This window comes from Moritella sp. (genome assembly GCF_013215705.1).
Taxonomy (GTDB): domain Bacteria; phylum Pseudomonadota; class Gammaproteobacteria; order Enterobacterales; family Moritellaceae; genus Moritella.
Window position 1 is genome coordinate 18820 of record NZ_JABSQR010000009.1, and the last position, 26593, is coordinate 45412.

The 26593-nt window shown below is 40.5% G+C and carries 21 protein-coding genes; 6 read left to right on the forward strand and 15 right to left on the reverse strand.

Translation table 11 applies throughout. The annotated features are described in order from the left end of the window. Complete coding sequence (locus tag HRT96_RS07105; protein WP_293154259.1) at positions 1–1605, forward strand: hypothetical protein; 1605 nt, start codon at positions 1–3, stop codon at positions 1603–1605. Between the two features lie 1105 nt (positions 1606–2710). On the opposite strand, the gene HRT96_RS07110 is transcribed toward HRT96_RS07105, so the two are convergent. The 10 genes from HRT96_RS07110 to pilM form a co-directional block, all read right to left on the reverse strand. Beyond that, a complete protein-coding gene (locus HRT96_RS07110; protein ID WP_293154262.1) occupies positions 2711–3550 on the reverse strand; it encodes a Dam family site-specific DNA-(adenine-N6)-methyltransferase in 840 nt (279 codons plus the stop codon). Beyond that, positions 3543–4307 carry a Dam family site-specific DNA-(adenine-N6)-methyltransferase gene (locus HRT96_RS07115; protein WP_293154265.1) on the reverse strand — a complete coding sequence of 255 codons (765 nt, stop codon included), beginning with the start codon at positions 4305–4307 and terminating at the stop codon, positions 3543–3545. Before HRT96_RS07115 ends, HRT96_RS07110 begins: the two co-directional genes overlap by 8 nt. A 70-nt stretch (positions 4308–4377) precedes the next feature. Beyond that, the gene (locus HRT96_RS07120) at positions 4378–5817 is read right to left on the reverse strand and encodes an SPOR domain-containing protein (protein WP_293154268.1); all 1440 of its coding nucleotides are present in this window, start codon (positions 5815–5817) and stop codon (positions 4378–4380) included. Beyond that, positions 5795–6904 (reverse strand): 3-dehydroquinate synthase, encoded by a 1110-nt coding sequence (gene aroB / locus HRT96_RS07125; protein ID WP_293154271.1) that lies wholly within the window; start codon positions 6902–6904, stop codon positions 5795–5797. Before aroB ends, HRT96_RS07120 begins: the two co-directional genes overlap by 23 nt. A gap of 10 nt (positions 6905–6914) precedes the next feature. Next, on the reverse strand, positions 6915–7430 hold the full coding sequence (aroK, locus tag HRT96_RS07130) for a shikimate kinase AroK (protein WP_006031781.1): 516 nt from the start codon (positions 7428–7430) through the stop codon (positions 6915–6917). Between the two features lie 213 nt (positions 7431–7643). Next, positions 7644–9920, reverse strand: coding sequence for a type IV pilus secretin PilQ (locus HRT96_RS07135; protein WP_293154274.1), 2277 nt, complete (start codon positions 9918–9920; stop codon positions 7644–7646). A gap of 42 nt (positions 9921–9962) precedes the next feature. Beyond that, positions 9963–10490, reverse strand: coding sequence for a pilus assembly protein PilP (locus tag HRT96_RS07140; RefSeq protein ID WP_293154277.1), 528 nt, complete (start codon positions 10488–10490; stop codon positions 9963–9965). Further along, entirely contained in the window at positions 10487–11065 is a 579-nt protein-coding gene (locus HRT96_RS07145; RefSeq protein WP_112716735.1) for a type 4a pilus biogenesis protein PilO, read from the reverse strand. Before HRT96_RS07145 ends, HRT96_RS07140 begins: the two co-directional genes overlap by 4 nt. Position 11066: 1 nt before the next feature. Next, positions 11067–11621, reverse strand: coding sequence for a PilN domain-containing protein (locus HRT96_RS07150; protein WP_293154284.1), 555 nt, complete (start codon positions 11619–11621; stop codon positions 11067–11069). Further along, positions 11621–12652 (reverse strand): type IV pilus assembly protein PilM, encoded by a 1032-nt coding sequence (gene pilM / locus HRT96_RS07155; protein WP_293154665.1) that lies wholly within the window; start codon positions 12650–12652, stop codon positions 11621–11623. Before pilM ends, HRT96_RS07150 begins: the two co-directional genes overlap by 1 nt. Positions 12653–12842: 190 nt before the next feature. Here pilM and HRT96_RS07160 point away from each other — a divergent pair, with 190 nt between their 5' ends. Next, positions 12843–15443, forward strand: a complete 2601-nt coding sequence (locus tag HRT96_RS07160; RefSeq protein WP_293154287.1) for a penicillin-binding protein 1A — start codon at positions 12843–12845, stop codon at positions 15441–15443. Positions 15444–15550: 107 nt separating this feature from the next. On the opposite strand, the gene oxyR is transcribed toward HRT96_RS07160, so the two are convergent. After that, a complete protein-coding gene (gene oxyR / locus HRT96_RS07165) occupies positions 15551–16447 on the reverse strand; it encodes a DNA-binding transcriptional regulator OxyR (RefSeq protein ID WP_293129645.1) in 897 nt (298 codons plus the stop codon). Between the two features lie 303 nt (positions 16448–16750). Between oxyR and HRT96_RS07170 the strand changes: the two genes are divergently transcribed. Together HRT96_RS07170 and HRT96_RS07175 are read left to right on the forward strand one after the other, a co-directional pair. Further along, complete coding sequence (locus HRT96_RS07170) at positions 16751–18241, forward strand: DUF1566 domain-containing protein (RefSeq protein WP_293154290.1); 1491 nt, start codon at positions 16751–16753, stop codon at positions 18239–18241. A 17-nt stretch (positions 18242–18258) separates the two neighbouring features. Further along, positions 18259–18834, forward strand: coding sequence for a DUF1566 domain-containing protein (locus HRT96_RS07175; RefSeq protein WP_293154293.1), 576 nt, complete (start codon positions 18259–18261; stop codon positions 18832–18834). An 82-nt stretch (positions 18835–18916) separates the two neighbouring features. Here HRT96_RS07175 and dapA read toward each other — a convergent pair whose 3' ends face one another. Continuing rightward, positions 18917–19834 carry a 4-hydroxy-tetrahydrodipicolinate synthase gene (gene dapA, locus HRT96_RS07180; RefSeq protein ID WP_293154296.1) on the reverse strand — a complete coding sequence of 306 codons (918 nt, stop codon included), beginning with the start codon at positions 19832–19834 and terminating at the stop codon, positions 18917–18919. 396 nt (positions 19835–20230) lie between these two features. Between dapA and rsmC the strand changes: the two genes are divergently transcribed. Next, complete coding sequence (gene rsmC, locus HRT96_RS07185; RefSeq protein WP_293154298.1) at positions 20231–21265, forward strand: 16S rRNA (guanine(1207)-N(2))-methyltransferase RsmC; 1035 nt, start codon at positions 20231–20233, stop codon at positions 21263–21265. Positions 21266–21408: 143 nt separating this feature from the next. On the opposite strand, the gene HRT96_RS07190 is transcribed toward rsmC, so the two are convergent. Both HRT96_RS07190 and parC read right to left on the reverse strand, forming a co-directional pair. Continuing rightward, complete coding sequence (locus HRT96_RS07190; protein ID WP_293154300.1) at positions 21409–22128, reverse strand: 1-acylglycerol-3-phosphate O-acyltransferase; 720 nt, start codon at positions 22126–22128, stop codon at positions 21409–21411. A gap of 67 nt (positions 22129–22195) precedes the next feature. Continuing rightward, a complete protein-coding gene (gene parC, locus HRT96_RS07195; RefSeq protein ID WP_293154302.1) occupies positions 22196–24451 on the reverse strand; it encodes a DNA topoisomerase IV subunit A in 2256 nt (751 codons plus the stop codon). 248 nt (positions 24452–24699) lie between these two features. On the opposite strand from parC, the gene HRT96_RS07200 reads away from it, so the two are divergent. Further along, positions 24700–25293 carry a LysM-like peptidoglycan-binding domain-containing protein gene (locus HRT96_RS07200; RefSeq protein ID WP_293154304.1) on the forward strand — a complete coding sequence of 198 codons (594 nt, stop codon included), beginning with the start codon at positions 24700–24702 and terminating at the stop codon, positions 25291–25293. A 33-nt stretch (positions 25294–25326) separates the two neighbouring features. On the opposite strand, the gene HRT96_RS07205 is transcribed toward HRT96_RS07200, so the two are convergent. Continuing rightward, positions 25327–26523, reverse strand: coding sequence for a GGDEF domain-containing protein (locus HRT96_RS07205; protein WP_293154307.1), 1197 nt, complete (start codon positions 26521–26523; stop codon positions 25327–25329). Positions 26524–26593: the final 70 nt, after the last annotated feature.

Sequence of the window (26593 nt, forward strand, 5' to 3'; positions counted from 1 at the left end):
ATGCAAAACAATTATCTGGATCTGGACGAACCGGAACTCAACAAACTGTCGATTGCACAATTACCTGATTATTTCGAAAGGCACGGCTTGCAAAGGTTATACACTGCTAACAACGCAGCTTGGACGTTTGATATCCTAAGCGACAGATGGCAGGTAAGTACCAAAGGGACTGTTAATCTCGAATTTATGAACGAGTTCGATATACCAATGCAAACGTGGCTGTCATTAAGAATTCTCATTGCCGACAAAGCAGAAAGTTATAAGAAAAGCACCGTAGGCACTGTGGCAAGCGCTATAAAAAGCATAGGTAATGGCTGGCAGGACTGTCTACATTTTCAGGCTGCATTTAATGTGTTGAAAGACGGTTACAAACGGCGTTTAATCAGTTCTTTCAGGGAACTTGAAAAAAATCCCCTTTCTGAGTTTCTTGCCATAAAGACGCATTTTAACCCGTTTATCCGTTTTCTGCAAAAACAAGATTTTCCTAATCCAAAGAGATTAAAAGGTGTTTTTGATCCAGTTCACGGTGTCTACACCGACGAAGAGATGCAAGAGATACAGGACAAAATAAGACTGACAGTTAGCGAGTTATTGACTCAACTAGAAAAGAATGTTGTGCCGTCCTTGGCTTTATTTTTGAGGTTCACTGGCATCATCCGCGTGTTACTATTAATCAGTATTTATCGACGTCCTGCGCAACTAGAGATGATGAAATGGTCAGACGTATTGCCCATAGGCGTTAGCTTTAAAGACCATCGATATGCAGCTCATTCACCAGCACCCGAAGAGGAAACGGGGTTTTCCGACGTTGATCAAGTACATTTGCGGACCTTCAAGGCCAAGAATGGTTATGGGTTTCGTGGGTATGCTGAGCGCCGTTCACATCGCATGGAGCCTGAATTCAGCAAACTAATTGGTATTTATCGTTATTTTTACCAGTTGCTACTGATGGACAGACTCACAAAACAAGGTATTCAGCTAAGTGAAGAAGAATGGGAGGACTTACTCTGTCGTTGTCCATTCCTTCCGGGTGCTAAGCTGTTTACCACGCAATATAACACAAAACGCAGGCTATTTGCGTCAGTAGGACATCAGTCCGATGCAATGCACAGCGGTTCGAGTATAGCTTCAATAAAAAGAACATCTAGGCGTTTGGGGCTATCCAGCACCCGTATTGCCCATTTTGACATATCAAACAATCGTTCACGTCATACAGTTATTACAAACGCTCTCGAGCGCGGTCTGAGCGTAATACAGTCCGCCGCTATAACTGGCGTAACTCCGTCGGTGGTAAAAAATTATGCACACTTAGACATAAAAGGTCGGGTCGCTATCAACAAGTCAATGGCTGGTCATCGGGTGTTGAATCAGTTTGTCCGTATTAGCCTTCATGAGCTAAAAAATATGGATGGCGTTATCGTTATAAATGAGTTTGACGAAGTACAAGGAACATTGAAAAATAACACATCGTGTCATACCTGCAAGGCTCGTATCTGCAAGCCAATGGGCTGCTACGGATGCGATAATTTCACACCTTTTTGGGATGCTGATCATGAGTCTAACTTAGCCATAATTGAGCAAAAGATTAGCTTTACTCCAATCTAAAATTGCTCCGCATGACTGAAATAACTGGTAAAGATATATTTCCCAAAAGCTAGAATTGAAAGTAGTTTGGAATTCATCAACTAACTTGTTATCACGATCAGGAAATCCATGACTCCAACGACAAAGTTCGTCTCTATCTTTTGCTTGCGTATGCCTAAGAACTTGTAAATAATTTTTATGTAATTTGTCTTCTGAAAACTTGGTGTTAAATAGATTCACTTTGGATACCTGATAGAGCTAACATCTTAGTATGCGGAATTCCGTCTAAGGTGAACTCCATTTTAATTAAGCTAATCAGCATGAGTAATATCAAATTTATCATTAAGTCGTAGAATTTATCTATAACAAAACATATGTAAATTGATCTGAGTATATGAGGAATGAGCAGTTACTTTAAACAACATTGAAGCTGAAACGGATTAGAACTTATGTTTTAAGGCATATTTTTCGCGTTACAGAAAGAATGCGAATTTGAAACTACTTATTGTGTGAAATGGCGACTTTGCTATCGATAAACTGAAAAACGCAAGTGATCGCCGTTAATTCACATGTTAATTAAAGTATCAAGTGCATTTTTTTTCACCCGTACCACAATGCTTTGAGCGACAATTTCTACAATATGATTGAGCAATTGTCTTACCTCCTTGCATATTGCGTAAACCAAATACTTTCTCAATTTCTTTCAAATCACCGCTAGCTTGTTTATTGCAGCAAGGGCAAGTTGCGCTTAGAGTTGATGGCATAATTATCTCCTATTGTTAAATGCATCATTATAAACATGGAGATAAATATATTACTTTCAAGGTAGTTGTGTTTTTAAAACTGAAATAATAAGTAAATATATTGGGCTATTTTTAGAAGTGTTAAGAGAATTGAAGCCAATAGCTAGTTTCACCTCATTTAAGGAGTGGAAATAAGGTGATATGTCATTAACGATGGTTTAACGCCAATATAGTCTGGACTGTTATTTCAGAGAGATTCGAAGGCCATGGTCAAAATTAATTGACAACTTCAATATCAATCTATGGAATTATAATTGGCTTTGTTAGCTAGGAAATTGGCGGAAATACATTTATTTCAAATTCCATAGAGTGATTAATATTATTCACTTTTCATAAAGTACCATCAATTCAAAAACTTTAACTCGGCCATGTCCTTTACTGCTAATGGAACGATGCACTTTTAATTTTGACAGTGTTTTTGCACCACTATAAATTTCACGAGTAAATTCAGTGTCATGATTAGATATTAAAGTTGGTATATTTTTATTTTTAGCTGCTTCTGCACATTTCACTAATCGTATTTGGTCATCATCATCAAATGTATTACCTGCATACGAAGTAAAATTAGAGGTTCTATTTATTGGCGAGTATGGTGGATCGCAATATATGGCATCCCCTGATTTAGCTAGATTAAAAGCAACATCAAAGTCCCCCTGTATAAACAGAGCACGTTGAGATTTTTTAGCAAAAAATTCTAGTTCCATTTTTGGAAAGTATGGCTTTTTGTATCGGCCAAAAGGAACATTGTATCCACCGGATTTATTATAGCGGCATAAACCATTGTAGCCATGGCGATTCATATAGAGAAATATTAATGAGCGAAAAAAGGGATCATTCGATTTATTAAACTTTGCTCTAAGTTCGTAATATTGCTCTGCAGTGTTGTACTCACTTTGAAAGTAATGCTCAGCTTCAGTAATAAAATTAAAAGAATCGCTTTTCAGGATGTTAAATAAATTAATTAAATCCTTGTTCATATCCAAGAGTAAGTATTCATCAAAATCTGAGTTTAGAAACACAGATCCACCACCGACAAAGGGCTCTATAAGTCTTCCTTTACCTTTTGATGGAAGGAGCTGTTTTATATTATCCGCCAGTTTTTTCTTTCCACCAGCCCACTTTAGAGGTGAACGCATTGAACTGAGATTATTACAATCAGGCATGCTGATCCCTTACTACTGTAGTCGAAGCTAAAAACTGTAAAGAATAAATAGCTTTTTTTATTGAAAATAAATCATATGCCTGCTCTTTCGCACTTCCATTACAAATACAGTCTAAAATGTAAATCATAATACGTGTAAATAATGCATCAATAATAAATAAAGTCAAACCCTTACACTTACTCATCCACTCAGTGAAAACAAGATATATTCGGTATAAGAAATAAACCACATCATCACTGCGTAAACGTTTATAAACTTCAGAATAAGATTCACAAATAAACGTGGCTTTTTTGGATTTCTCAGCAAAAAAACGTAATTCTTTTAACGGGAAGTACGGTTTCTTATAAGAACCAAATGGCACATTAAAACCACCTGATTTGTTATAACGGCATAAACCATTAAAACCATGACGATTCATGTAAAGAAACATTAACGAGCGCTGATAAGGGTCACGAGTTTTGTTAAACTTTTCACGTATTTTGTAATAACGCTCTTTATCATTAAATTCAGGCGTAAAGAAACGCTGGGCATCGGCAATAAATTGTTCTGGTTTGTTTTGTAGGATCTTATACATATTAATCAAATCAGGATTAATATCATTCAACAGGTATTCGTCATAATCAGTATTTAAAAATACTGAACAAGCGCCAACAAACGGTTCAACTAAACGCTTACCAGCCGGTAGTTTTTCACGTAGACGATCAACCAGAGAATACTTACCTCCGGCCCATTTTAAGAAGGCTCGCGTTTTCTGCATTTTGTGACTTATACCGCTAAATAAAAGGGGGCCGATTGTACATCCATTACAGCTAAATTGCGCTGTTTATTTATAAATCTCTTTGGATTTGAATGAATCGTTTCAACCAAGGTTTATCTTTTTGTACCCTTGCTGGTAATTTTTGTTTCGCGGCGTTCGCTTGCTGAACACTGCTAAAACTACCATAAAGAACGACATACCAAGGTTTGTTGTTACGCTGAGTCTGATATGTCCAGATATTTTCAGGTAATTCATTCTCGCTTAAATACTGTTTTAGCTGTATTTCACGGCTTAAACCGGCAATTTGAAACGTATAATTTTTCGCCGGTTGCGCCATTACCCAAGCTTTGCCCGTGACGGTGTTAGACGTGTTTTCAACAACTTGCAAGTCCGTTTTACTATCAATCACCGGGCTTGCATCTGCTGAACTTTGCTTGGCAAGCATTTTGTTGACCGCATCATCATCAATCACGACACGCTGCTTCTGCGTCTGTAAACCAGATTCAGCCAAAATAGGCGCTGTCAGGGTAATAGTTTGACCTATTTCAGTAGGTAATTCTTCATCCCAATCACTGGCTAACATTTGCGTGGAGCTGACATCTGACCCAGTATCCGAAGACACAGTATCGCCATGCATCATCTCTGAAGGATGTTGTAATGATTCTGCCACTATGATATCAGTCGCTTGTGGTTGCTCAGTTTGATAAGCATCATATAAAAATGACCCCGCACTACCGAGCAATAATAGCCCTGCAATAATGCCGGCTAAGTAGAATGACTTATTCTTCGTCGATTGAGTTGCCGTATTAGTTATTGCTGATTCAGGCTTATATACCTGCCCTAGCATAATCGCTTGCGCACATTTTGCTAACTCGGCGGGATTGCCTTTACAGGCTTCAATTTGACGATTAATGGCGTCCTGATTAACAAATGTAGGCTTATAATCAGCTTGATTAAACTGTTGTTCTACGAACTGCACAGCGGCTTGTGGATCGAGTGCTGTCATTTCCAACTCCAATACATTGGTTGCTGATTTTGCAAATTCCAGCATGGTTAAATCTACCCACTGACTTTCTGCAAATAAAATAATATTTATTTTTATACTAATTCTATTATTAAGACAGAGTTCGACCAATTGCGCAAATTCAGTAATGCTTGCTGCAGACAATGCCATGGCATTATCAATACAGATCGTCAGTTCATGCTCGAGCTGCTGAGCAAACAGCGGTAAGCTATCAATCAGTGATGCATGTGCATTAAAACGGCCATCATAACTGATCTGTTGTAATAATAGTGTTCTCAGTGCGACATCATCATGACACTGCAGTGCATCAATTGTAATTGTTTTCTGATTAAAATCCGATTCTACATAATTGCGTAATACCGTTGATTTACCTGAACCTGATTCACCGCTTACGAGTAACAAATGTGAAGAGAATTGAGTGAGATGACGCAGCCGTTCACACAGCTGCATTTGAGAATAAATTTCAGTTTGAACTGAATAGTGCACTAGGATCCGCCTGATTATGGAAGTTAACCACATCACGTAATGTGTTTTCAGTTACTGTCGATAACAATTCAGCACTACCAATCGAAGTTGGCAGAATGAAACGAAGTTGACCATTAAGTACTTTTTTATCACGCTTCATGTGTCGCATAAATGCATCAAAGCCCATCTCTGCAGGCGCCATTAATGGCAATTCTGCCGCTTTAATTAACGTGGCGATACGGGTGACTTGCGCTGCCGTTAATAAGCCCATGGCAGCCGATGTCTGTGCAGCCATGATCATACCTGCAGCAACCGCCTCACCATGTAGCCAAACGCCATAACCCATTTCAGCTTCAATGGCATGGCCATAGGTATGACCAAGATTCAGCAGTGCCCGTAAGCCTTGCTCTTTTTCATCGATAGCCACAATTTCAGCTTTAATTTCACAACAGCGATAAATTGCATATTCTAATGCCGCAGTATCAAGCGCCATCAGTGCTGTTATGTTGTCTTCTAGCCAAGTAAAGAAGCTAGCATCATAAATGATACCGTACTTAATCACTTCAGCCATACCAGCCGCCAGTTCGCGTCGAGGTAAGGTAGCTAAACAAACCGTATCGATAAAAACAGCATTGGGCTGATAAAAAGCGCCAATCATATTTTTGCCTAATGGATGGTTAACTGCCGTTTTACCGCCAACCGAGGAATCAACTTGACTCAACACAGTCGTCGGAATTTGGATAAAGGGGATACCGCGTTGGTAACAGGCAGCCGCGAAGCCAACCATGTCACCAATAACACCACCACCAAGAGCTATCAACGTAGTATCACGTCCACAATTCTCACGCAGTAGCGCGGTAAATATTTCATTTAAAGTATCTAAGGTTTTAAATTGCTCACCATCAGAAAGAATAATACTGTCAAATTCATAGTCTTGTAACAATGCTTTAACGCGTTGTAAATACAAGGGTGCAACCGTATCGTTTGATATCACGACGACTTTATTGGTTGTTATTGCAGACTTAAATTGCTCTACTTGCGTTAATACGCCTTCACCAATATAAATAGGGTAGCTCCGCTCACCTAGCTCAACAGTTAACCTTTCCATGTGACCTCAATTAAAAATCTAATAACTTTATAATTTGATTCGCAACAATTTTAGCGCTTTGTTCATCTGTTTTAACTGTAAAGTCAGCAATCTCTTCGTATAAAGGATTACGTGCATCAGCTAATGTTTCCAGAACATCACGAGGTTCTTCAGTTTGCAGTAAAGGACGACGCTTATCGCGTGACGTTCTTACTAACTGCTTATCAATAGTTGTTTCTAAATAAACAACTACACCACGAGCAGAAAGATAGTTACGACTTTCTTTACTTAAAATTGAGCCACCGCCCGTTGCTAACACAATACCTTGCTCTTGTGTTAGATCGTCAATTACTTCCGCCTCACGAACTCTAAAACCAGCTTCACCTTCAACATCGAATACCCATGAAATGTCAGCACCAGTGCGGCGTTCAATTTCATGATCCGAATCGATAAAGTCTAAATGCAACTGGCTAGCTAGTTGACGACCAATTGTACTTTTACCTGCGCCCATTGGGCCTATTAGGAATATATTACGTTTTTCAGCCATTTTAACTCTTCAATAAATCTAAAGTAATAACACCCTTTTTCTTAGGGGCACCAGACCTACCTATAAAATGTCCTCTTGATTACAATAACCAGTGATGAGACATTTTGGCAACAGCCAAAATCAGCAACACCCGGTAAAAAACCAGGTGATGACATTTCAGGCAGAAAAAGACCGCTATTTATATAGTTTTTACGGCCTTTTGTCAAAGGTAGGTTACATCGTATCCACTACCACCTTTGGAGTAACGAAGATTAGTAGCTCTCGTTTCTGACTGATATTCTTGGTACTACGGAACAATACACCTAACCAAGGGATATCACCGAGAATCGGAACTTTCGTTACTATTTTCTTAATTTCATGCTTAAATATACCACCTAATACGATAGTTTCGCCATTTTCAACCAATACTTGGGTGCTAATAACTTGGGTATCGATGGAAACAGCCTCACCACCCACTGTTTTCACATCCTCACCTCGGGTATCTTGATTTATTTTCAAATCTAAGATTATTTTATTATCTGGAGTAATGTGTGGCGTCACCCATAAACCCAATACCGCTTTTTTAAAGGCGATAGTGGTAGCACCACTCGAACTTGATTCAACATACGGGATTTCCGTACCTTGTTCAATGTACGCTGACTTTTTGTCGGTAGTGGTAATTCTTGGACTTGCGATCACTTCTGCTTTTTGTTCTGCTTCTAACGCAGAGAGTTCTAAATCAAGTATTTGACCATTGGCTAACTCTGCAATCTGAAACGCAATAGAACCCGCAGGCGATGCGACAGGTAGATTGACATTAAGTCGATCTCCAATAGCAGGGACACTGCCTCCAGCCAAAGAGTCATTACCTTCAATAGAGCCCGATGATAAGCCAAAACCGCTACCAATGTCAGTACTACCGCTTAAACCCCAACGGATCCCCAGTTCATCCGAAATATTATCCACGACAGAAACCATTCTCGCTTCAATAATAACCTGACGTACTGGTACATCAAGCACCTCAATAATACGTTTTACACTGGCAATTACAGTTGCAGTATCTTTAATTAATAGCGTGTTAGTACGTTCATCAAAACTCACCGTACCGCGTGATGATAACAGACTGGAATCTTTTTGTGACAAAAGCTTTGTTATATCACCCGCTTTAGCAAAGCTAATCGGAATGAACTCCGAATGTAATTCCGCTAAATCTTCCACTTCTTTCTTACTGACAAGATCACGACGCTCTAATGCGGCGAGTTCATCAGCAGGCGCAACCATCAGCACATTACCCTCGAGTTGCTTACTCAGACCTTTCACTTTCATTACAATATCAAGTGCTTGTTCCCATGGTACACTATCTAAACGCAGGGTGATATTACCATTCACGGAATCGGTAGTAACTAAGTTAAATTCATTAAAATCAGCAATTAACTGCAGTACAGTACGCACTGGAATATCTTGGAAGTTGAGTGAAATTACTTGTCCTTGATATTTACTGGTTTTTTCATCCGGATCTTTTTTGGTAATTTCAATAACAAAGATATTATCCGCTTGATCGTAACGATAATTAAAGTCATCACTGATGTCTAGTTCAAATGCAGTTACCCCTTCATCATGGAAAGTTTCAATTGTGGTTACCGGAGTACCAAAATCAGCTACATCTAAAATATAGAGCAATTTTTTCAAAATAGCCGTACTATGAAATTCGGCGATTAACTTGTTACCTTTACGCTGAATATCAACGGCCATCGAACTGTTTTTCATGGTTAAAATTAATTTACCACTGCCGTCATTACCAGTTCGAAAATCAATGCCACGCACTTGGTTTACAAAACCACTAAAATCTTCATCCCCATCGTCCTCAATCGGTACGATATCTTCAATTTTAGGTGACTGCACTGTCACTTGACGGCCATCTTTGGTGGCCAGTAATGATGCGCTAACAGTGGCAGCAGGCACTCCGAAGTTATCAATATTACGATCAATAACAGACGCGACTGGCAACACTGAACTATTCCCCGCGGTTGCCAAAGTAGGTTCAACGGCAAGCACCAATGTATCGTTATTCGTGGTACTGCCCGCAACTTCGGGCACAATAACATCACTGCTTAACACCCCAAAAGTGGCAATTAAACTGTTGTTATTTTGCACAATTTGATATGGCACTAGCTCATCTAAAGCGATAGTAATTTTAAGGCCTAAATCGACACGTTCTGCCGCTACATTTAACACGTTACCTTGTTCGATAACGACAGGGTTGAGCAGCAAGGTCGAACTAGCATCTGGTACTAAGATGACGAGTTGATGCGGCGAATATTGGAGTTTATCTGCATATTCAACCACATTTTCACTGAATTCTAACTCCAGCTCTAACTGCCCTTCGGCTAACGAGTTTAAGTGAATTTGTTTTAATTGTGGCTCAGAAAAACTGAACCCAGAGCATAAAAGTGTGGTACATAAAACCAATACTTTCACGATATTGATACATCTTACATATGATTTAGTCATTTCATCATCCCTGAAAATGGCTTAACTGTGGTCTTGGTGCTATTAACTATTACCTTGACTGCTAAGAGGAATTTGAGTTGTGCGAACTTGCCAACATCCTTTACCCGTTAATATCAACTCCGACAGTTCGATATAATTCTTGGTTATGTCGAGTATCTCACCGTGATTAAGTCCAATATAATCACCCGGTGAAACTCGAAATATTTCTCCCGTACTTGCTCTTATTAACCCCCAAAGGTGCTTTTCACTGCCGAGGGTGCCATGCATATTTAAATTATCTAACGAATAGGTTTCTAACGGCCCTTTAATCCGGGCAAAATTGGGCTGCGGACAATTTTGTGGGAACGGAGTTTCTGCTTTTACCGATTCAGGACGAGGATTAGAAAATGGGTTACGCGCCCCCGTTTCCGAATAATACAATGCCACAAAACTTTCCATATCCGGCACACTTTCAACGAGGGCTGTTTTACGCCCTTTAACGTCATTAATGTAATCCACCAGATCCTGATTATCCGCAGTACAACCGGTTATCGTCAGCGTTAGAAAAACTAGGCTAATTATGCGCTTCATTTATCCCCCTTATAACGATAAGTACGGGCAATCATATTTACTTTCAGTAATTCCCCTTGCAGTTTGGTAATAGTGAAATCTTCTAACGTTACAATCCTTGGTAACGCAGCAATATCACTGGTAAACTGACCAAGTTGATGAAAGGTACCAATTACCTCTAAGTTGACCGGTACTTCATAAGAGAAGTCCCGTTTGACTTCTTTTAACCATTTAAATCGACGCAACTGCAAGCCGTTATGCTGACCAATATAACTCAAGTCATCGAGTAATCCTGCGGTCTCACTTTTTGATGGTAACTGCTTAAGCATGTGGTTAAATAAATTTTCCATCTCGGACATTTGCTCAGTATATAAGCCTAAATTCCCTGCAAGTCTGGCTTTTGCTTCAAACTGTAATTTTAAACTTGCTTCTTTCTTTTCAATATTTTCCAGTGCTTGTAACGACGACGCGATAAACATCCAATAAAATAACGCCGCAATTAATATTGAACAAATAATATTAATGGCAATTTTGGCTGGTTTCGGCCAATTTCCCAGGTCTTCGAGATCAAGTTCGTTGAGTTCTTGTAGATTCATCTTAGTTGCCCTCGTCCGTCGCCATAGGTGTTACCGAGAACCGCATTTCAAAACGATTACCCTCTGCTGCCGATAAGGCAATAATAGAGTCTAAGTTACCATCTCTAAGCCAAGTTGATTCCTCAATGTTGCGCAGTAATACCGCCAGGCGGGTATTCGAATCACTGGTGCCATTAATCTTAATAATGTCATTTTTAAAGGTTAATTTTGCCAGGTTTACACCCGCTGGTACCAATTGGGGCAGGGTATTCATTAACTGTGTGGGGGTATTGCGACTACGCTGTAAACTTTGAATTAAATCAATTCGCTCTTGCAACTTATCTTTACGCCCACGTAACTCTTTGATTTTACCTAATTTAACATCGATTACTTGCATTTCTCGCATTAACAAGGCATTGCGTTGTTTTTGATTATCGATAAAACCGCCAATCACCATATTCAGCATGATCATGACTAACAAGGTCGCACCAATACTAATCCCACTTAACGTGAAAAAGCGTTGCTGTCGGTATTTTTTATCCGCGTCGCGCCACGGTAAAAGATTAATATTTGACATTAAAACGCCCTCATAGCTAAACCAAGCGCGACCATATAACGGGGTCCGTTAGCGATTAAACGTTCTTTATCTTCGACCTCTTCCGCATAGCCAAACTGAGCAAAAGGATTGGCAACACGGGTGGTGATGCCCAGCTCGCTTTCCACTTCCTGTGCCAGCTCCATGATTAATGCAGAACCACCACTCAATGTGATCATATCTATTTTCTGCAATGTGCCAGAGTTAGTAAACAGCTGCACATTACGACGGATCTGCTGTATGCATGCGGTGATATAAGGCGCCAATACATCAATATCGTAATCCAGTGGCAACTGTTGAGCGAGTTTCATTTTTTCAGCTTCATCACGTTGCAAGGTATAATGCTCGCTAATGATGCGCGTATAGTTTTCGCCACCAAAGTTTTGCACCCGAGAATAAATAGATTCGCCCTTATGCAACATTGAAAAAATGGTCATGTTGGTACCAATATCAATCGCGGCCACCACTTTGCTATCATCTTGCAGATCAGCCAAGCGTAAATACAAATCGTGAGATCGCGCTAATGCATGCGCAGCCACATCCACAATTTGGGGGATAAAGTCATTCTCTTCGAGACAGCCAGCTAGCGAGGTGACACTTTCCGTGCGCGTCGCACTTAATAACACATTGTGCTTACCTGGGTTATTGTCATTGATACCTAATATTTCAAAATCGAGACTAATTTCATCAAGCGGGAAAGGAATTAAACTTTCCGCTTCCAACTCGATGTGCATTTCCAACTCAGGGCCGGAAAGATCAGTATCAACATAAATAATTTTCGTAATAACATTGGTGCCAGATACGGCTGTAGCAGCTTGTTTATAACGGAAAGGAAAATCTTGACGCACCTGTTGCAACACATTCGTTAATGCTTCTATATCTTGCAATTGGTGATCAACGACACATCCTTTTGGCGTTGCAACCTCTGATACCATATCTACCACATAATGTTCCGATCGCTTAGACAGCGCTAGGGCTTTTACGGAAGATGATCCAAAATCAACTCCGATCATTGCCACTGTCTGATTCCTTTTAAACAGCTTTAGCATAATGATCTTCAACTCTATGTAATAACAATGATTGTGTTTTGTTAATTTTTTGTTACCAGCAAAGCATACAGACTTAAATCTCTGAGGTCTATCATAAAGAACTCGTACTATTTCACAAAACAGAGATATAATGATCGATTATTAAGAAATTATTGTGGGCACTATTGTGAAATGGATTAAACGATTATCCGTATTTTTATTAGTTAGCGGACTGCTCGGTGTAGGGAGCATCATTGCACTATATTTCTATATCAAGCCAGAATTACCAGATGTCACGTCATTAAAAACGATACAACTGCAAACACCAATGAAAGTCTTTAGCCAAGATGGCAAACTGATCTCTCAATTTGGTGAAAAACGCCGTATCCCTATTGCTATTGATGATGTGCCGCCATTAATGATCAACGCATTTTTGGCCACCGAAGATAATCGTTTTTATACCCATCCTGGCATAGATCCAATCGGTATTGTCCGTGCAGCCACGGTCATGATCATGACTGGTGAGCGCAAGCAAGGCGCGAGTACCATTACCCAACAGGTTGCTCGAAACTTCTTTTTAACCCGAGAGAAAACCTTTATTCGTAAAATTAAAGAGATCTTTTTAGCCTGGCATATCGAACAAAATCTTTCCAAAGATGAGATTTTGACGTTATACCTGAATAAGATCCCACTCGGTTATCGTTCATTTGGTATTGGCGCTGCAGCGCAAGTATACTACGGCAAGGCGTTAGACGAATTAACACTGGCGCAAATAGCAATCATTGCCGGTTTACCAAAAGCACCGTCAGCATTAAACCCAATTCGCTCACCTAAACGCGCGAAAGCCCGTCGTCATATCGTATTATTACGGATGTTAGACGAAAAATATATTACTCAAACACAGTTTGAAGAAGCCAATAATGCGCCGATTACGGCAAAGTATCACGGTGCTGAAATCGATTTATCCGCACCTTATTTAGCCGAAATGGTGCGTACTGAGGTTATCAATCGCTACGGTGAAGATAAAGCTTATGGACAAGGTTTAAATGTCTACACCACAGTGCACAGTGATCGTCAAACAGCAGCAACCACAGCACTCATTAATAATTTACTTAATTATGATCTACGCCACGGCTATCGCGGTCCATTGGGCAAGGCTTGGACTAATGATGAGGTGCTGAGTAACGAAGAACTATTATTAATACTTAAAGATAAAGCAAGCTATAGACCATTACAGCCTGCAGTCATCACGGCAGTAACAGAGCAAACTGCCGACGCATTACTGGCTAATGGCGAACAGGTCACTGTTACATGGGATGGTTTAAAATGGGCGCGTCCATTTATTTCGGATAAGAAGCAAGGCCCAGCGCCACAAACTGCAGCCGAAATTGTGAATGCCGGTGATATTGTCATGCTACGTCCAATGCCAACAACAACAACAACAACAACAACAACAACAACAACTGAACCAGCGCAGTGGATGTTAGGTCAGATACCGGACGCCAGTTCTGCTTTTATTGCCATTAATGCTAATGACGGTGCGATTGAAGCATTAGTCGGTGGGTTTAATTATCAACACAGTAAATTTAACCGTGTCACCCAAGCCGAACGTCAAATTGGTTCAAACATCAAACCATTTGTCTATTCAGCAGGTTTAGCGCAAGGGGCAACACTCGCAACGCTAATCAATGATGCGCCGATTAACCAATGGGATGAACGTGCAGGTACAGCGTGGCGACCAAAAAATTCACCGCCAACATACAATGGTCCAACGCGTTTACGCTTAGGCCTAGCACAGTCGAAAAATGTTATGTCGGTACGTTTATTCCGTCAAGTCGGTTTAAATAACGCCATTAACTACATGACACGATTTGGTTTTGATAAAGCCAAGTTACCACGTGATGAGTCACTAGCTCTGGGCTCGGCATCGATGACGCCGTTAGATGTTGCGGTTGCCTTTGCAACGTTTGCCAATGGTGGTTTTAAAGTAGAAGCTTACTTTATTGACCGTATTGAAGATGCCAAGGGTGAGTTAATTTACCAGGCGACGCCAAAACAAGCCTGTTTAGCATGTGAAAAACAAATCGCACTCGGCATGGATACCGTTGAGCATTGGTTATCAATCGAAGGTGATGCACTAGCACAATGTGCTATCGCACCTTATAGTTCGCAACGATTAGCACCCCGAGTTATCACTGAGCAAAATGCATTTTTAATGCGTGAAGTGATGGCTAGCGTTATTTGGGGGGGCGGCGATTGGCGTCATAAAACCGGTTGGAACGGTACGGGCTGGCGTGCAGCGGCAGCGCTGAAACGACGCGATATCGGTGGTAAAACAGGGACCACAAACGCAGCAAAAGATGCTTGGTTCTCGGGCTTTAATCCAGGTTTGTCTGCCACTAGCTGGATAGGCTTCGATGACCATCGCCGTGAATTAGGGCGTGTTACCCGTAATATCAACCTAGGTACAGACCAGATTAGTGGTGGTGAAGCGGGCGCTAAAACAGCGCAACCAGCTTGGATTGAGTTCATGAAACAAGCGCTAAAAGGGATACCACAGCGTCCGAATGTACTGCCGGAAAATATTGTTCAAGTACGTATCGATCGTGAATCGGGGTTATTAACCCACAAGTCCGATTATACCTCGCGTTTTGAGTACTTTATTAAAGGCACTGAACCAACCGAGTATGTGAATAATCAAGATGCGGATTCGTCATTCGATCAACTCGATGAGTACAGTGAAGAAGCGGGTGAATCACTCGATGATTTATTTTAAGCTTTGGTATTAACATAACGTCAATGAAAAATGGCGCTGCTTTATGTTAAAAGTAGCGCCATTTTTATATCTACAACTGTGCTAGGCTATTTATTTCAATAGTTTAGCTAAACTATCGTTGCAGTAACTTGTTTGCTGATCACTTCTGCGATGTCGTTAAAACACGGACGTCTTACTGAACCTTTACGATACAATAAAACAATTTTACGGGTCGGTTCTGGCTCAACAAATTTAATATATTCAACACCTTCCGTGAACCGACTACGCGGGATAGCCAGATGTGGTAATAACGTTATCCCCGCTTCTGCTGCAATCATATGACGTAGTGTTTCTAAGCTCGTCGCTTTAAAGCTTTGATCTTCTTCAGCACCCGCGGTAAAACAGTAATCCATCGCTTGATCACGTAGACAATGGCCATCTTCTAACATCAATACCTTCTCGCCACGTAACTCCGATAAATCAACCCGATCTCGGCCTTTAAAACGGTGTGAGCTAGGAATAATCAGTTCTAATGGTTCTTTATATAACTCAATATTACCGTATTTTTCCATACCTGGTAAATACGCTAATAACAGACAATCCAACTCACCTTCGTCCAACTGCTTTAATAGTTCATGGGTTTGGTTTTCATGTAAGAACATATCTAAATCAGGAAACTGTTTCTTCATCGATGGTACAATCAGTGGCAGTAGATACGGCGCAACGGTTGGGATCAGACCAATATGAATTGCCCCTGCCGTCGGGCTTGCATAACTCTTAGCGATCTCTTTAATCGCTTTCGACTCTAATAATACGGTACGCGCTTGATCAGCAATTTGGTCGCCGGCAGGGGTGAACAATACTTTTCTTGAGGTACGTTCAATCAAGATAACATCCAGTTCATCTTCTAATTTACGGATCTGACCACTGAGTGTCGGTTGACTAACAAAGCATTTTTCCGCTGCTTTTCTGAAATGTTTCAATTCTTGTAACGCGACTAAATATTCTAAATCTCTTAAGTTCATATCGACCCAACTAAAACGGTAAAAGCAATTAAATACTCATTATTGATTCGTGTATTCTATCAATAAACCAACAATAACCACACTGTTAATAATGAAAAATCATGATTAATTACCCATAAATACAATAATTCTAATCATTTATGACAATTTGTACTTCTCAGTCGTTTAAATTATAGGTACTATCGTGACACAGGCTTTAAATTAACATATTGATAACAATGTCTGTCGATATGTTTTTTATCCAACAATAAAGCACAATTATTCAGTAACGGATTACTGTTGTAGCAATAATAAGGATTTTGTATGCACTTAAAAAAGTTAAGTTTCTTAGCTATTTTACTGCTGTCTCTCGGTTTAACGGGCTGCGGTAGTGATAACTTAGACACGGTAAGTAGTGATAATAGTGATAGCACAGGGGATACTTCCGATAATACTAGTGATAGTTCTGGTGATAACTCCGATGATAGTTCAGGTGATAGTTCAGGTGATACCACTTACACTGCATCAGGTGACTTCACACCAAAAATTATTCAACGCGGTCAGACATTCACTTTTAATTATTACTTAGATAAAACAGCTGATGCTGACGTTATCTACGATATTGACATTGTCGGCACTGCCACAAGCGAAGACTACACCATCAGCAATGCATCAACGTTAACGTTTGCTAAAGGTTCAACCACTACTAGCCTCACTATCACCACCTATCAAAAAGATGATGTATATGATGCGCGAACGCTGTCATTAACGTTTACCGGTAATACCGGTGAACCAGCAACAATTAATCTGCTCATCTCAGGCAATGTTTATCTCAATGACACTGGCATTACAAATTACTCTGACGGCAGCTCTTTCGATATACAGACTCAAACGAATGATCAATACAAGCAACAAGATGCAGCTTATGGTCTTGATATCATCATCAATTCTGCAGCAACAGAGCCGGATACTGGCGATAGTAAAGATGATACAAAACAACTTTATAAAAACGCATTTGACGTAAATCCAAGTGATTCAGAATATAAAGGCAAAGCAGGCTTCCGCTTTGTAAAAATGCACGATAATGGTATGGCATTATCGGCAAGTAGCACAAATCATTCATGCGTTAAAGACGAGGTTACTGGCTTAACCTGGCAAGTTAAATCGACTTATAATACGCTGACTAATGTCGAATCTGATCCAACTCTTCCAGCTAATTATCAAATGGCTGATGCTCGTCGTTATCAAGCTTCCAATTTTTCCTATCCTTGGAAAGCTTCAGCCTTGTCTGGGGTAGGGCCTGGTTGGCAAAATGGTATAGTGAATAATGGTGCTTTTATACCCGAAGATAACCTCCTCGCAAACCGCAATTGTGGTTACAATAGCGGCTTTACTGGCAGAGATTTTGATCTATATTGTTCCTCTGGCAGCTATGCCAATGAAACAAATTTCTTAAAAATTTGCGGCCAAAGCAACTGGGTTGTACCTACCGTTGAGCAGTTAAGAAGTATCATTAATTATGAAAAAGTGACTGATTATGCTGATCTGGTAGCGAATAAACACGGCCTTGATGAAACCTTTTTTGACTGCCCCGCAGGTGACTGTGTTATTGCAAATAACAGCCTACAGGATCCGCTCTACTGGACCAGTTCATCGGTAAAAGGCGCCGAAGGACTGGCCTGGTGTATCAACCTGGAAAATGGCGCAGTCCAAACCTGCAATAAAAGAGAACACCACAAAGTTTTAGTGGTCAGCAGTAATGTTCCCGCTGAATTTTTTAATCCAAATTCTGATAACTCAACCGTAACAGATTAGCAGGAGTAGCAATCAAGATGCAAAAATCAATACTATTACTTATTAGTTCAACGCTGCTTTCTACAAATGTTTTTGCAGCATCTGATCCCGTTAACTTGAACTGTGACCCTCTATTAGACCCAGAGTATTCAACATTCGAATTTATTGATAATCTCAATGGCACAGTAACCGATTTACGAACCAGTCTGATTTGGGCTAAATGTACCCTTGGCCAAACGTATATTTCAGGTACGAATTCTTGTTCGAGTTCTGGTGCTGAAAATTATCTCGACTGGGGAGATGCGCTATCCGCAGCGGCATCTTATGAGGTGAATAATATTTCAGGCTGGCGACTACCCAATATTAAAGAGTTAGGTTCTTTGGTTGATCGAAGTTGCGCTGCACCAACAATTAACTTAACGCTGTTCCCGAATACTGTATCAAGTATTTATTACTCAAGTACACCATTCAAAGGCAGCAGTATTAATGCAAACTATGACCACCTCGTATCACGTGTCATTAATTTTTCTGATGGTACAGAGCTGCCGTTAACAACCCCAGAAAGTTCGAACACCAGCTACGTAATACGCGCAGTAAAAGGTGGCTATCGCTAGTCGATATGTTTATCGGTTAAGATCAACAACGGCGAGCTAAGCTCGCCGTTTTCATTACTTCTAAAATCTTACATCATCAAGCTTAAATCAACTCTAATTCAACCATAGCAGCACGAATGGCGTCTTTGGTACCTTGGGTCAGTTCAATAACAGGTAAACGGCACTCAGGTTCACACAAGCCTAACAACGACACAGCGTACTTCACACCTGCTGGGCTAGTTTCTTTAAACATTAAGTTATGCAGCGTGATCAAGCGATCTTGTAATTCTCTCGCTTCATTATATTTACCCGCAAACGTTAATTCCTGCACTTGTGCATACAGTTTTGGCGCTACGTTTGCAGACACTGAAATCAAACCGTTACCACCAGATACATTATAAGCAACGGTGGTGCAATCATCTCCGGAAAGGAAAGAGAAATCACCTTTAATTAATTGACGCTCTAACCAAGGACGCGACAGATCACCTGTTGCATCTTTAATACCGACCACATTTTTCAATTCCGCCATACGCGCTAACGTTTCAGGCTGGATATCGACAATCGCACGACCAGGGATATTGTAAACTATGATAGGCAGGTCGTTATTATCGTTAATCGCTTTAAAATGTTGGAATAAACCTTCCTGACAAGGACGGTTGTAATAACCAGCCACATGTAACGTCGCGATAGCACCGGCAGCTTGTGCATGATTAGATAACATGATCGCGTCGGTTGGATTATTTGAACCCGCGCCTGCAATAACCGGCAAACGGCCTGCAGCTTGGCTAACAACGATATCAAGAATTTGGCAATGCTCTTCTAATGATAGTGTTGGACATTCACCAGTGGTACCCACAGCAACAATACCATGCGTACCCTGTTCTACATGCCAGTCAACGAGATTACGTAATGCTGGTTCATCAATTTTATTATTTTTAAACGGGGTAACCAAAGCAACAATTGAGCCTTTAAGTAATGCTTTCATTGCTGCTTTATCGGTGACCGGTGAGTTAACACTCATAGAAACTCCATTTCGATTATAAAAAAACCTCGAATACATAAATTGCGGTCGAGGTTTCTATAGGGATTTATTTGTTCTCGAATCACATGCTACGCTGGCTTTAATTTGCCTTGTTTATCTTGTTTTCGTTTTAAAGTAAGCATGTGACGTTCTCATTTAGATGAAAAAACATTTAAGCGTTTATTATTTATCGTTTAATAATTCTCCATTCACCACAAAATGTCAAGCGAGATCATGTATAAGCAACATCAAACCGCCAATCCCACGAGGCAAAGCCATAGCCAAACGTCTGATAGAATGTGCAATTTACAAACCGAAAGGGGAAGATATTGAAGTAGTTTGGGTATATACTCTCCGACCAAATCTTCGACCAAATTAAGTAAAGAGCCCAGCCCCATGATCAGCAATAGTTATACCCTAGCCAGTCAATTACTCGAACGTAATACTGCATATTTTGAAGATAAAGACCTGTTGATTGCGGGTTACATCGAAGATACATACCCGACAGAATTAGCTAAAGTAGCAAAAAAAGTGACGTTATTCAGCTACGATTATTCCGCTAAACTACATTATGATAACGTCAGCAATATTGATAACCATTGTTCGACTGAATATAAAGCCGTTAAGAAACACCAGGTTGCGTTGATTTACATGTCGAAATCAAAAGCAGAAGTAACATATCTATTAGCCAACATCACCGAACATCTTGAAGATGGCGCGATGATCTTCATGGTCGGTGAAAACAATGCCGGTATTCGCAGTGCCAATAAATTCTTTGCCCCGTATGGCGATATTTGTAACAAACTAGATGCAGCACGTCGCAGCTCGCTGTTTGTAACGGAACTAAATAAGCCAGTGGCTAAATTTGTTCAAGATGATTGGGTTACAACATTCCCTATCACAGTGAATAGCATTGAGTTAACAGTATGTACATTACCGGGCGTATTTAGCCATGGTAAGCTGGATACGGGCAGTAAAATTCTACTTAATAACTTACACAAGAAACCATCCGGTCGTGTGCTTGATCTGGGTTGTGGTGCCGGTATTATCGGTAGTTATATCGCTAAGCGTTTCCCTACAAGTAAAGTTGAAATGACAGATGTGAGCGCGCTTGCGGTTAAATCGAGTCAATTAACCTTAGCGGCGAATGAATTAGCCGGTCAAGCTTACCTTTCTGATGTATTTTCTGATGTTAGTGGCACGTTTGATTATATAATTTCAAACCCACCGTTCCACGCTGGCTTGAAAACTCACTACGCAAGCACTGAAACATTCTTAAAAGAAGCCAATGGTTACATCAACCCACGCGGCCATTTAGTGTTAGTCGCAAATAGCTTCCTTAAATACCCAGAAATTATCGAAGCAAGTTTTGGGCATTGTTTATTACAAATAAAATCATCTAAGTTCGCTGTTTACTACGCAAATAAATAAGTCGCCAATAAATAGTTACGATAATAAATAGCATAAATAAAAACGCCCATCACAATGCAATTGTGATGGGCGTTTTACTATTAATCAAAAATTATTTACCTTAAATTCAGCTAGGTATTATTAAGGTTAATAATTACATTTAATTAAGCGTCTCTTGCTTCGACAGATAGTTCGTCAATACGTTTTTTCATGATCGCATGTACGTCTGTTGATAACTTTCTTACCGAACTACGTTCTAATCCCACCGTTGGAATCGGTGCCATGATCTCAATAATTACTTCGCCATTATCCCAGCGGTTTAATTTAATCTTGTTATGGGTATTCGAACAACACACTGGCACAATCGGTACTTCCGCTTGAATTGCAGTGTGGAATGCGCCGGTTTTAAACGGTAATAAACCACGGCCACGACTACGCGTACCTTCGGCAAACATCCAAATGCTCAAGTGACCTTTACGAATACGATCCGCGACAGCAGAAATAGTACCGACCGCTTTGCTTTTATTATTACGGTCGATCAGGATATTACCTGACAGCCAATAAACAAAACCAAAGATAGGTACCCAAACTAAACTTTTTTTGCCGACTGATACAGTACCTGGTTGTACTGCTGCCGTCATGGTGATCAAATCAAAATTGTTTTGATGATTACCAACAAATACATACGGGCCACCATCATTTAAATCGGCAGGTTTGCGGACGATTAGTTTAACGCCCATAAGTCGAGCCAAACGAGAGAAGTTTCGCGCCACACACGCCACGTGTTTTGGATGACGAGGCTGTAAACTAAAGCGTAATATACTCATGATCAGTAAATAGATCATGAATAGTAAGACCAAGATTAAACGACTAATTAATAACATTTGTAACCCTCTTTTAACATGGCAGCAGTATACCTAGCCGATACTCAGTGTACAAGCGTTAGCTGAATTATTCATCCACGACTTCTAACGTATCAACACGCTGTAATCCGCGTGGTAATTTGAAGCCACGACGTCCACGTTCACCTTTGTAATGTTCTAAATCAGCCGGTTTTAATGTTAATTTACGTTTACCCGCATAAAGTGTCACCGACTGTCCTTCCGGCACAATTGTCAGCATTTGCACAAATTCTTCACGGCTTTTAACCCGTGCGGATGGGATATTCATTAATTTATTACCTTTACCTTTTGATAATAATGGTAATGACGATAGCGGGAATATCAACATCCTGCCTTCGTTAGAGATAATTAAACAATGGTCTGTGGCTATATCTGTCACGGCTTGTGGCTCAATCACTAAACCACCCGCAGGTAAGGTTAATAATGCTTTACCATTTTTATTACGACTGATCATGTCACTGAACTTGCCAATGAAACCATAACCCGCATCAGAACTGAGTAAGTATTGCTGACTATCATCCGCCATCAGCGCATGAACAAAGGTTTGCCCAGCCGCTAAAGTAAATCGGGTCGTTAATGGCTCACCCTGACTACGTGCAGAAGGCAATGTGTGTGCATCAAGTGCAAACGAACGACCACTCGAATCAATAAATACCGCAGGACAATTACTGCGTCCTTCTGCGGCATCTTTATAACCATCGCTGGCTTTATAACTGAGTCCTTTGGCATCAACATCATGGCCTTTAGCACAACGTGCCCAGCCTTGTTGCGATAACACCACGGTCACGGCTTCATTTGGCATTAATTCTTTTTCGGTTAAGGCTTTCGCTTCTTTACGCTCGATGATCGGTGAACGACGTTCATCACCAAATTTCTCGGCATCCGCAATTAATTCTTTTTTAACCAAGGTTGCTAGTCGGCGATCTGAACTTAACAGTTGCTCAAGTTTGTGACGCTCGGTATTTAACTCACCTTGCTCGCCACGAATACGCATTTCTTCTAGTTTCGCTAAATGACGTAATTTTAGTTCTAATACTGCTTCAGCTTGTTTAACCGACAAATCAAAGCGACTTATTAATTCCGCTTTTGGATCATCATAATTACGAATAATATCAATCACTTCATCAATATTTAAGAATGCAATCAATAAACCATCAAGCATATGCAAACGTGACAGTACTTTATCCAAGCGGAATTGCAGACGGCGACGCACCGTGCTGTGGCGGAATACCAACCATTCAGATAATATTTTCTTTAAACCTTTAACTTGTGGTTTCTCATTCAAACCGATCATATTCAAGTTAACGCGGAAGTTTTTCTCAAGATCAGTACTGGCAAATAAATGCGCCATTAACTGCTCGATATCAATACGGTTAGAACGAGGAATAATGACGAGCCTGGTTGGATTTTCGTGATCCGACTCATCCCGTAAGTCTACCACCATCGGCAACTTCTTGGCCTGCATTTGCGCCGCAATTTGCTCTAAAATCTTACCACCAGAAACCTGATGTGGCAGCGCGCTGATCACAATATCACCATTTTCAATGGTGAATACCGCGCGCATTTTAATGCTGCCTTTACCGGTTTCGTAGATCTTGGCGATGTCTTTTTCTGGGGTGATAATTTCCGCTTCAGTCGGGTAATCAGGACCTTTCACATAAGCCATCAATTCTGACAATTCTGCTTTCGGATTATCAATCAGATGTAAGCACGCATTCGTCACTTCGCGTACATTATGCGGTGGAATATCCGTCGCCATACCAACCGCAATACCAGTCACACCATTTAACAGGATGTGTGGTAACCGTGCAGGTAATAATTGTGGCTCCTTCATGGTGCCATCGAAGTTAGGTGACCAGTCAACCGTACCCAAACCAACTTCACCTAATAATACTTCTGCAAACTTGGATAATTTAGCTTCGGTATAACGCATTGCCGCAAATGATTTCGGATCATCCGGCGCACCCCAGTTACCCTGACCGTCGACTAATGGATAACGATAAGAGAAAGGTTGTGCCATTAGCACCATAGCTTCATAACAAGCACTATCACCATGGGGATGGTATTTACCTAATACGTCACCAACAGTACGCGCTGACTTCTTATATTTAGCCCCCGCATGCAAGCCAAGCTCAGACATAGCATAGGTAATACGCCGTTGAACTGGCTTTAATCCGTCACCAATATGAGGCAAGGCACGATCCATGATCACATACATGGAATAATTCAAATATGCTTGCTCGGTAAATTCCCTCAGCGGTTGTTCTTCGACACCTTCTAAGCTCATATCAATAACGTCAGTCATCAAGATTCCTGTTATTTAAAATAAATAAAAATTTCACAATCAAAAGCGAAACAACATATGCTATTTTTCAGCATTTATATTATGATAAAACGCGCAATAAAATTATCTTAGATAATAACAACAAATTGTGTTACTTAAGTGAGTTATAGATAGTTATTTCAACTATAACCCGCCAATATTGTGATTATCTAAGGCGACTTTAGTTAGCTCTAAATCCGATTAAAAACACAAATGACAGGAGATTAATCATGGGGAGCCGTTCATTATATTCTCTTATCGAAAAAACTAAATTATTATTTCCATCATTAACAATACGCGTCAAGCTGTTACGTAACGCGTATGCATCACTACCAAGTATTCACCGTAAATTACTGCCACCGTTATTACTGACTGTCGTGGTATTACTTATGCTGCCAGCAACAAATGATACAGCCAACAGCCAAGCCGGAACCAGCGCACGAAAATCAATTACGCTGACGGTCGAACCGACGCAAAATGTAGCAAATAAAGCCGGCCTAGGACAGAATCAAACCAACAATACCCCGCGGTCAGTTAAAATTAAACTACTCGACCCTGAAGATATCGACGGAGAATGGCGTGCCCATGTGATCCGCAAGGGCGATTCTGTTTATCGTATTTTCCGTCAATACGATATTCCTTCTGCAACACTGCATGATTTAATTGCATTACGGCCACAATATATTACCCGGGTCAGACCTGGACAAATCATGTCATTTTATATTGCGACAACAGGTGAGTTAATCCAACTTAGAATTACGGATGCAGATAATGAACCTGTGCTATTTTCGTTACGTGAAGATGGCAGTTACATTTATAACTAACATAGCTCTCAATTAACCTAATAGGGGGAGAAGTTAAGCGCACACTTGATTTCGCCCTGATTCTTTGGCTTTATACAGTAGTTTGTCTGCCGCTATAATCACTTCGTCAGGATTTGTTGTTGAACTTCGCCCCTGGGCAACACCGATACTGATTGTGACCTTAACGGTTTTTTCAATAAACTTCTCTCGACAACGGTCCGTCTTGTTAGCGCCTTTTTTCTGTGGTTCTCTACGCTCGACTGGTTGGCGAATTTGAAAAGGATAATCAGCAATTAATTCTCTTATTTCGTTTAAGTGACCGACACAATCGAGTGCCAATTTACCTTTAAACAAGATGGTAAACTCTTCTCCACCATAGCGAAATACTTTACCTTTTCCTTTCACTGTCGCCATTTGCGACGCTACCATTTTTAATACCGAATCACCAATATCATGGCCATAGGTATCATTGAATTTTTTAAAACGATCAATATCCAACATCGCAATACAGTACTTGCCACTCAACTGAGTCAGTTCAATATTTAACGCACGACGTCCCGGGATACGGGTAAGCTCATCGATAAAAGCTTGTTCATGGCTGCGTTGCAATATACTTAGCAGCAGCGCAATCGCACTGATGGTAAACATGCTGACCGATATCCACTGCTGCTCAAACTCAACTACCGTCAATGTACACGCCAGTAGCGCACTCAGGTATGCTTGATCGGAAGACACCTCTCTAAACAGCATTAATATCGCAGCAGTCAGCACCGCACAGATTAATAAACCCAGTAATATGTTGGGTAATACCGACACATCACCGAATACAAAGATCCAAGGTTCTATTACAGCCAATAAGTTGATCACCAAAGGTAATTGTTCGGGCTGAATAAACCAATAAAAAGCGGCACCTTGAAAGATAAAGATAACGTGATATGAAAGTGCTTTAAAGGAAAACAGTGAGCGTTCAGGTAAGAATAATAACAACACTAGATTAGCCGGCAATAATAACACCAGAAAATAATATTCAAATAACGTACTGCCAACCGCCAGCGGAATTTGTAAACGTTGCTGGATAACGTTGTAAGCCACCAGCATCAGCAACGCAGCAAAACCACTCCGACCTTGCTTAAAGAAGTGACTCAGTATGATCACCAGCATAAATAATATATTCGGTAATACAACCAACATGTCTTGCTGCGCGGTTGAAAGCACAGCAAAAAACGGCGGGAGGAAAAGTCCTGCAAACATAATTACAAATGTAAATAATAACCTTAAATACATCGACGTCACTTACTGCAATAGCGCAAAATTAGCGCTG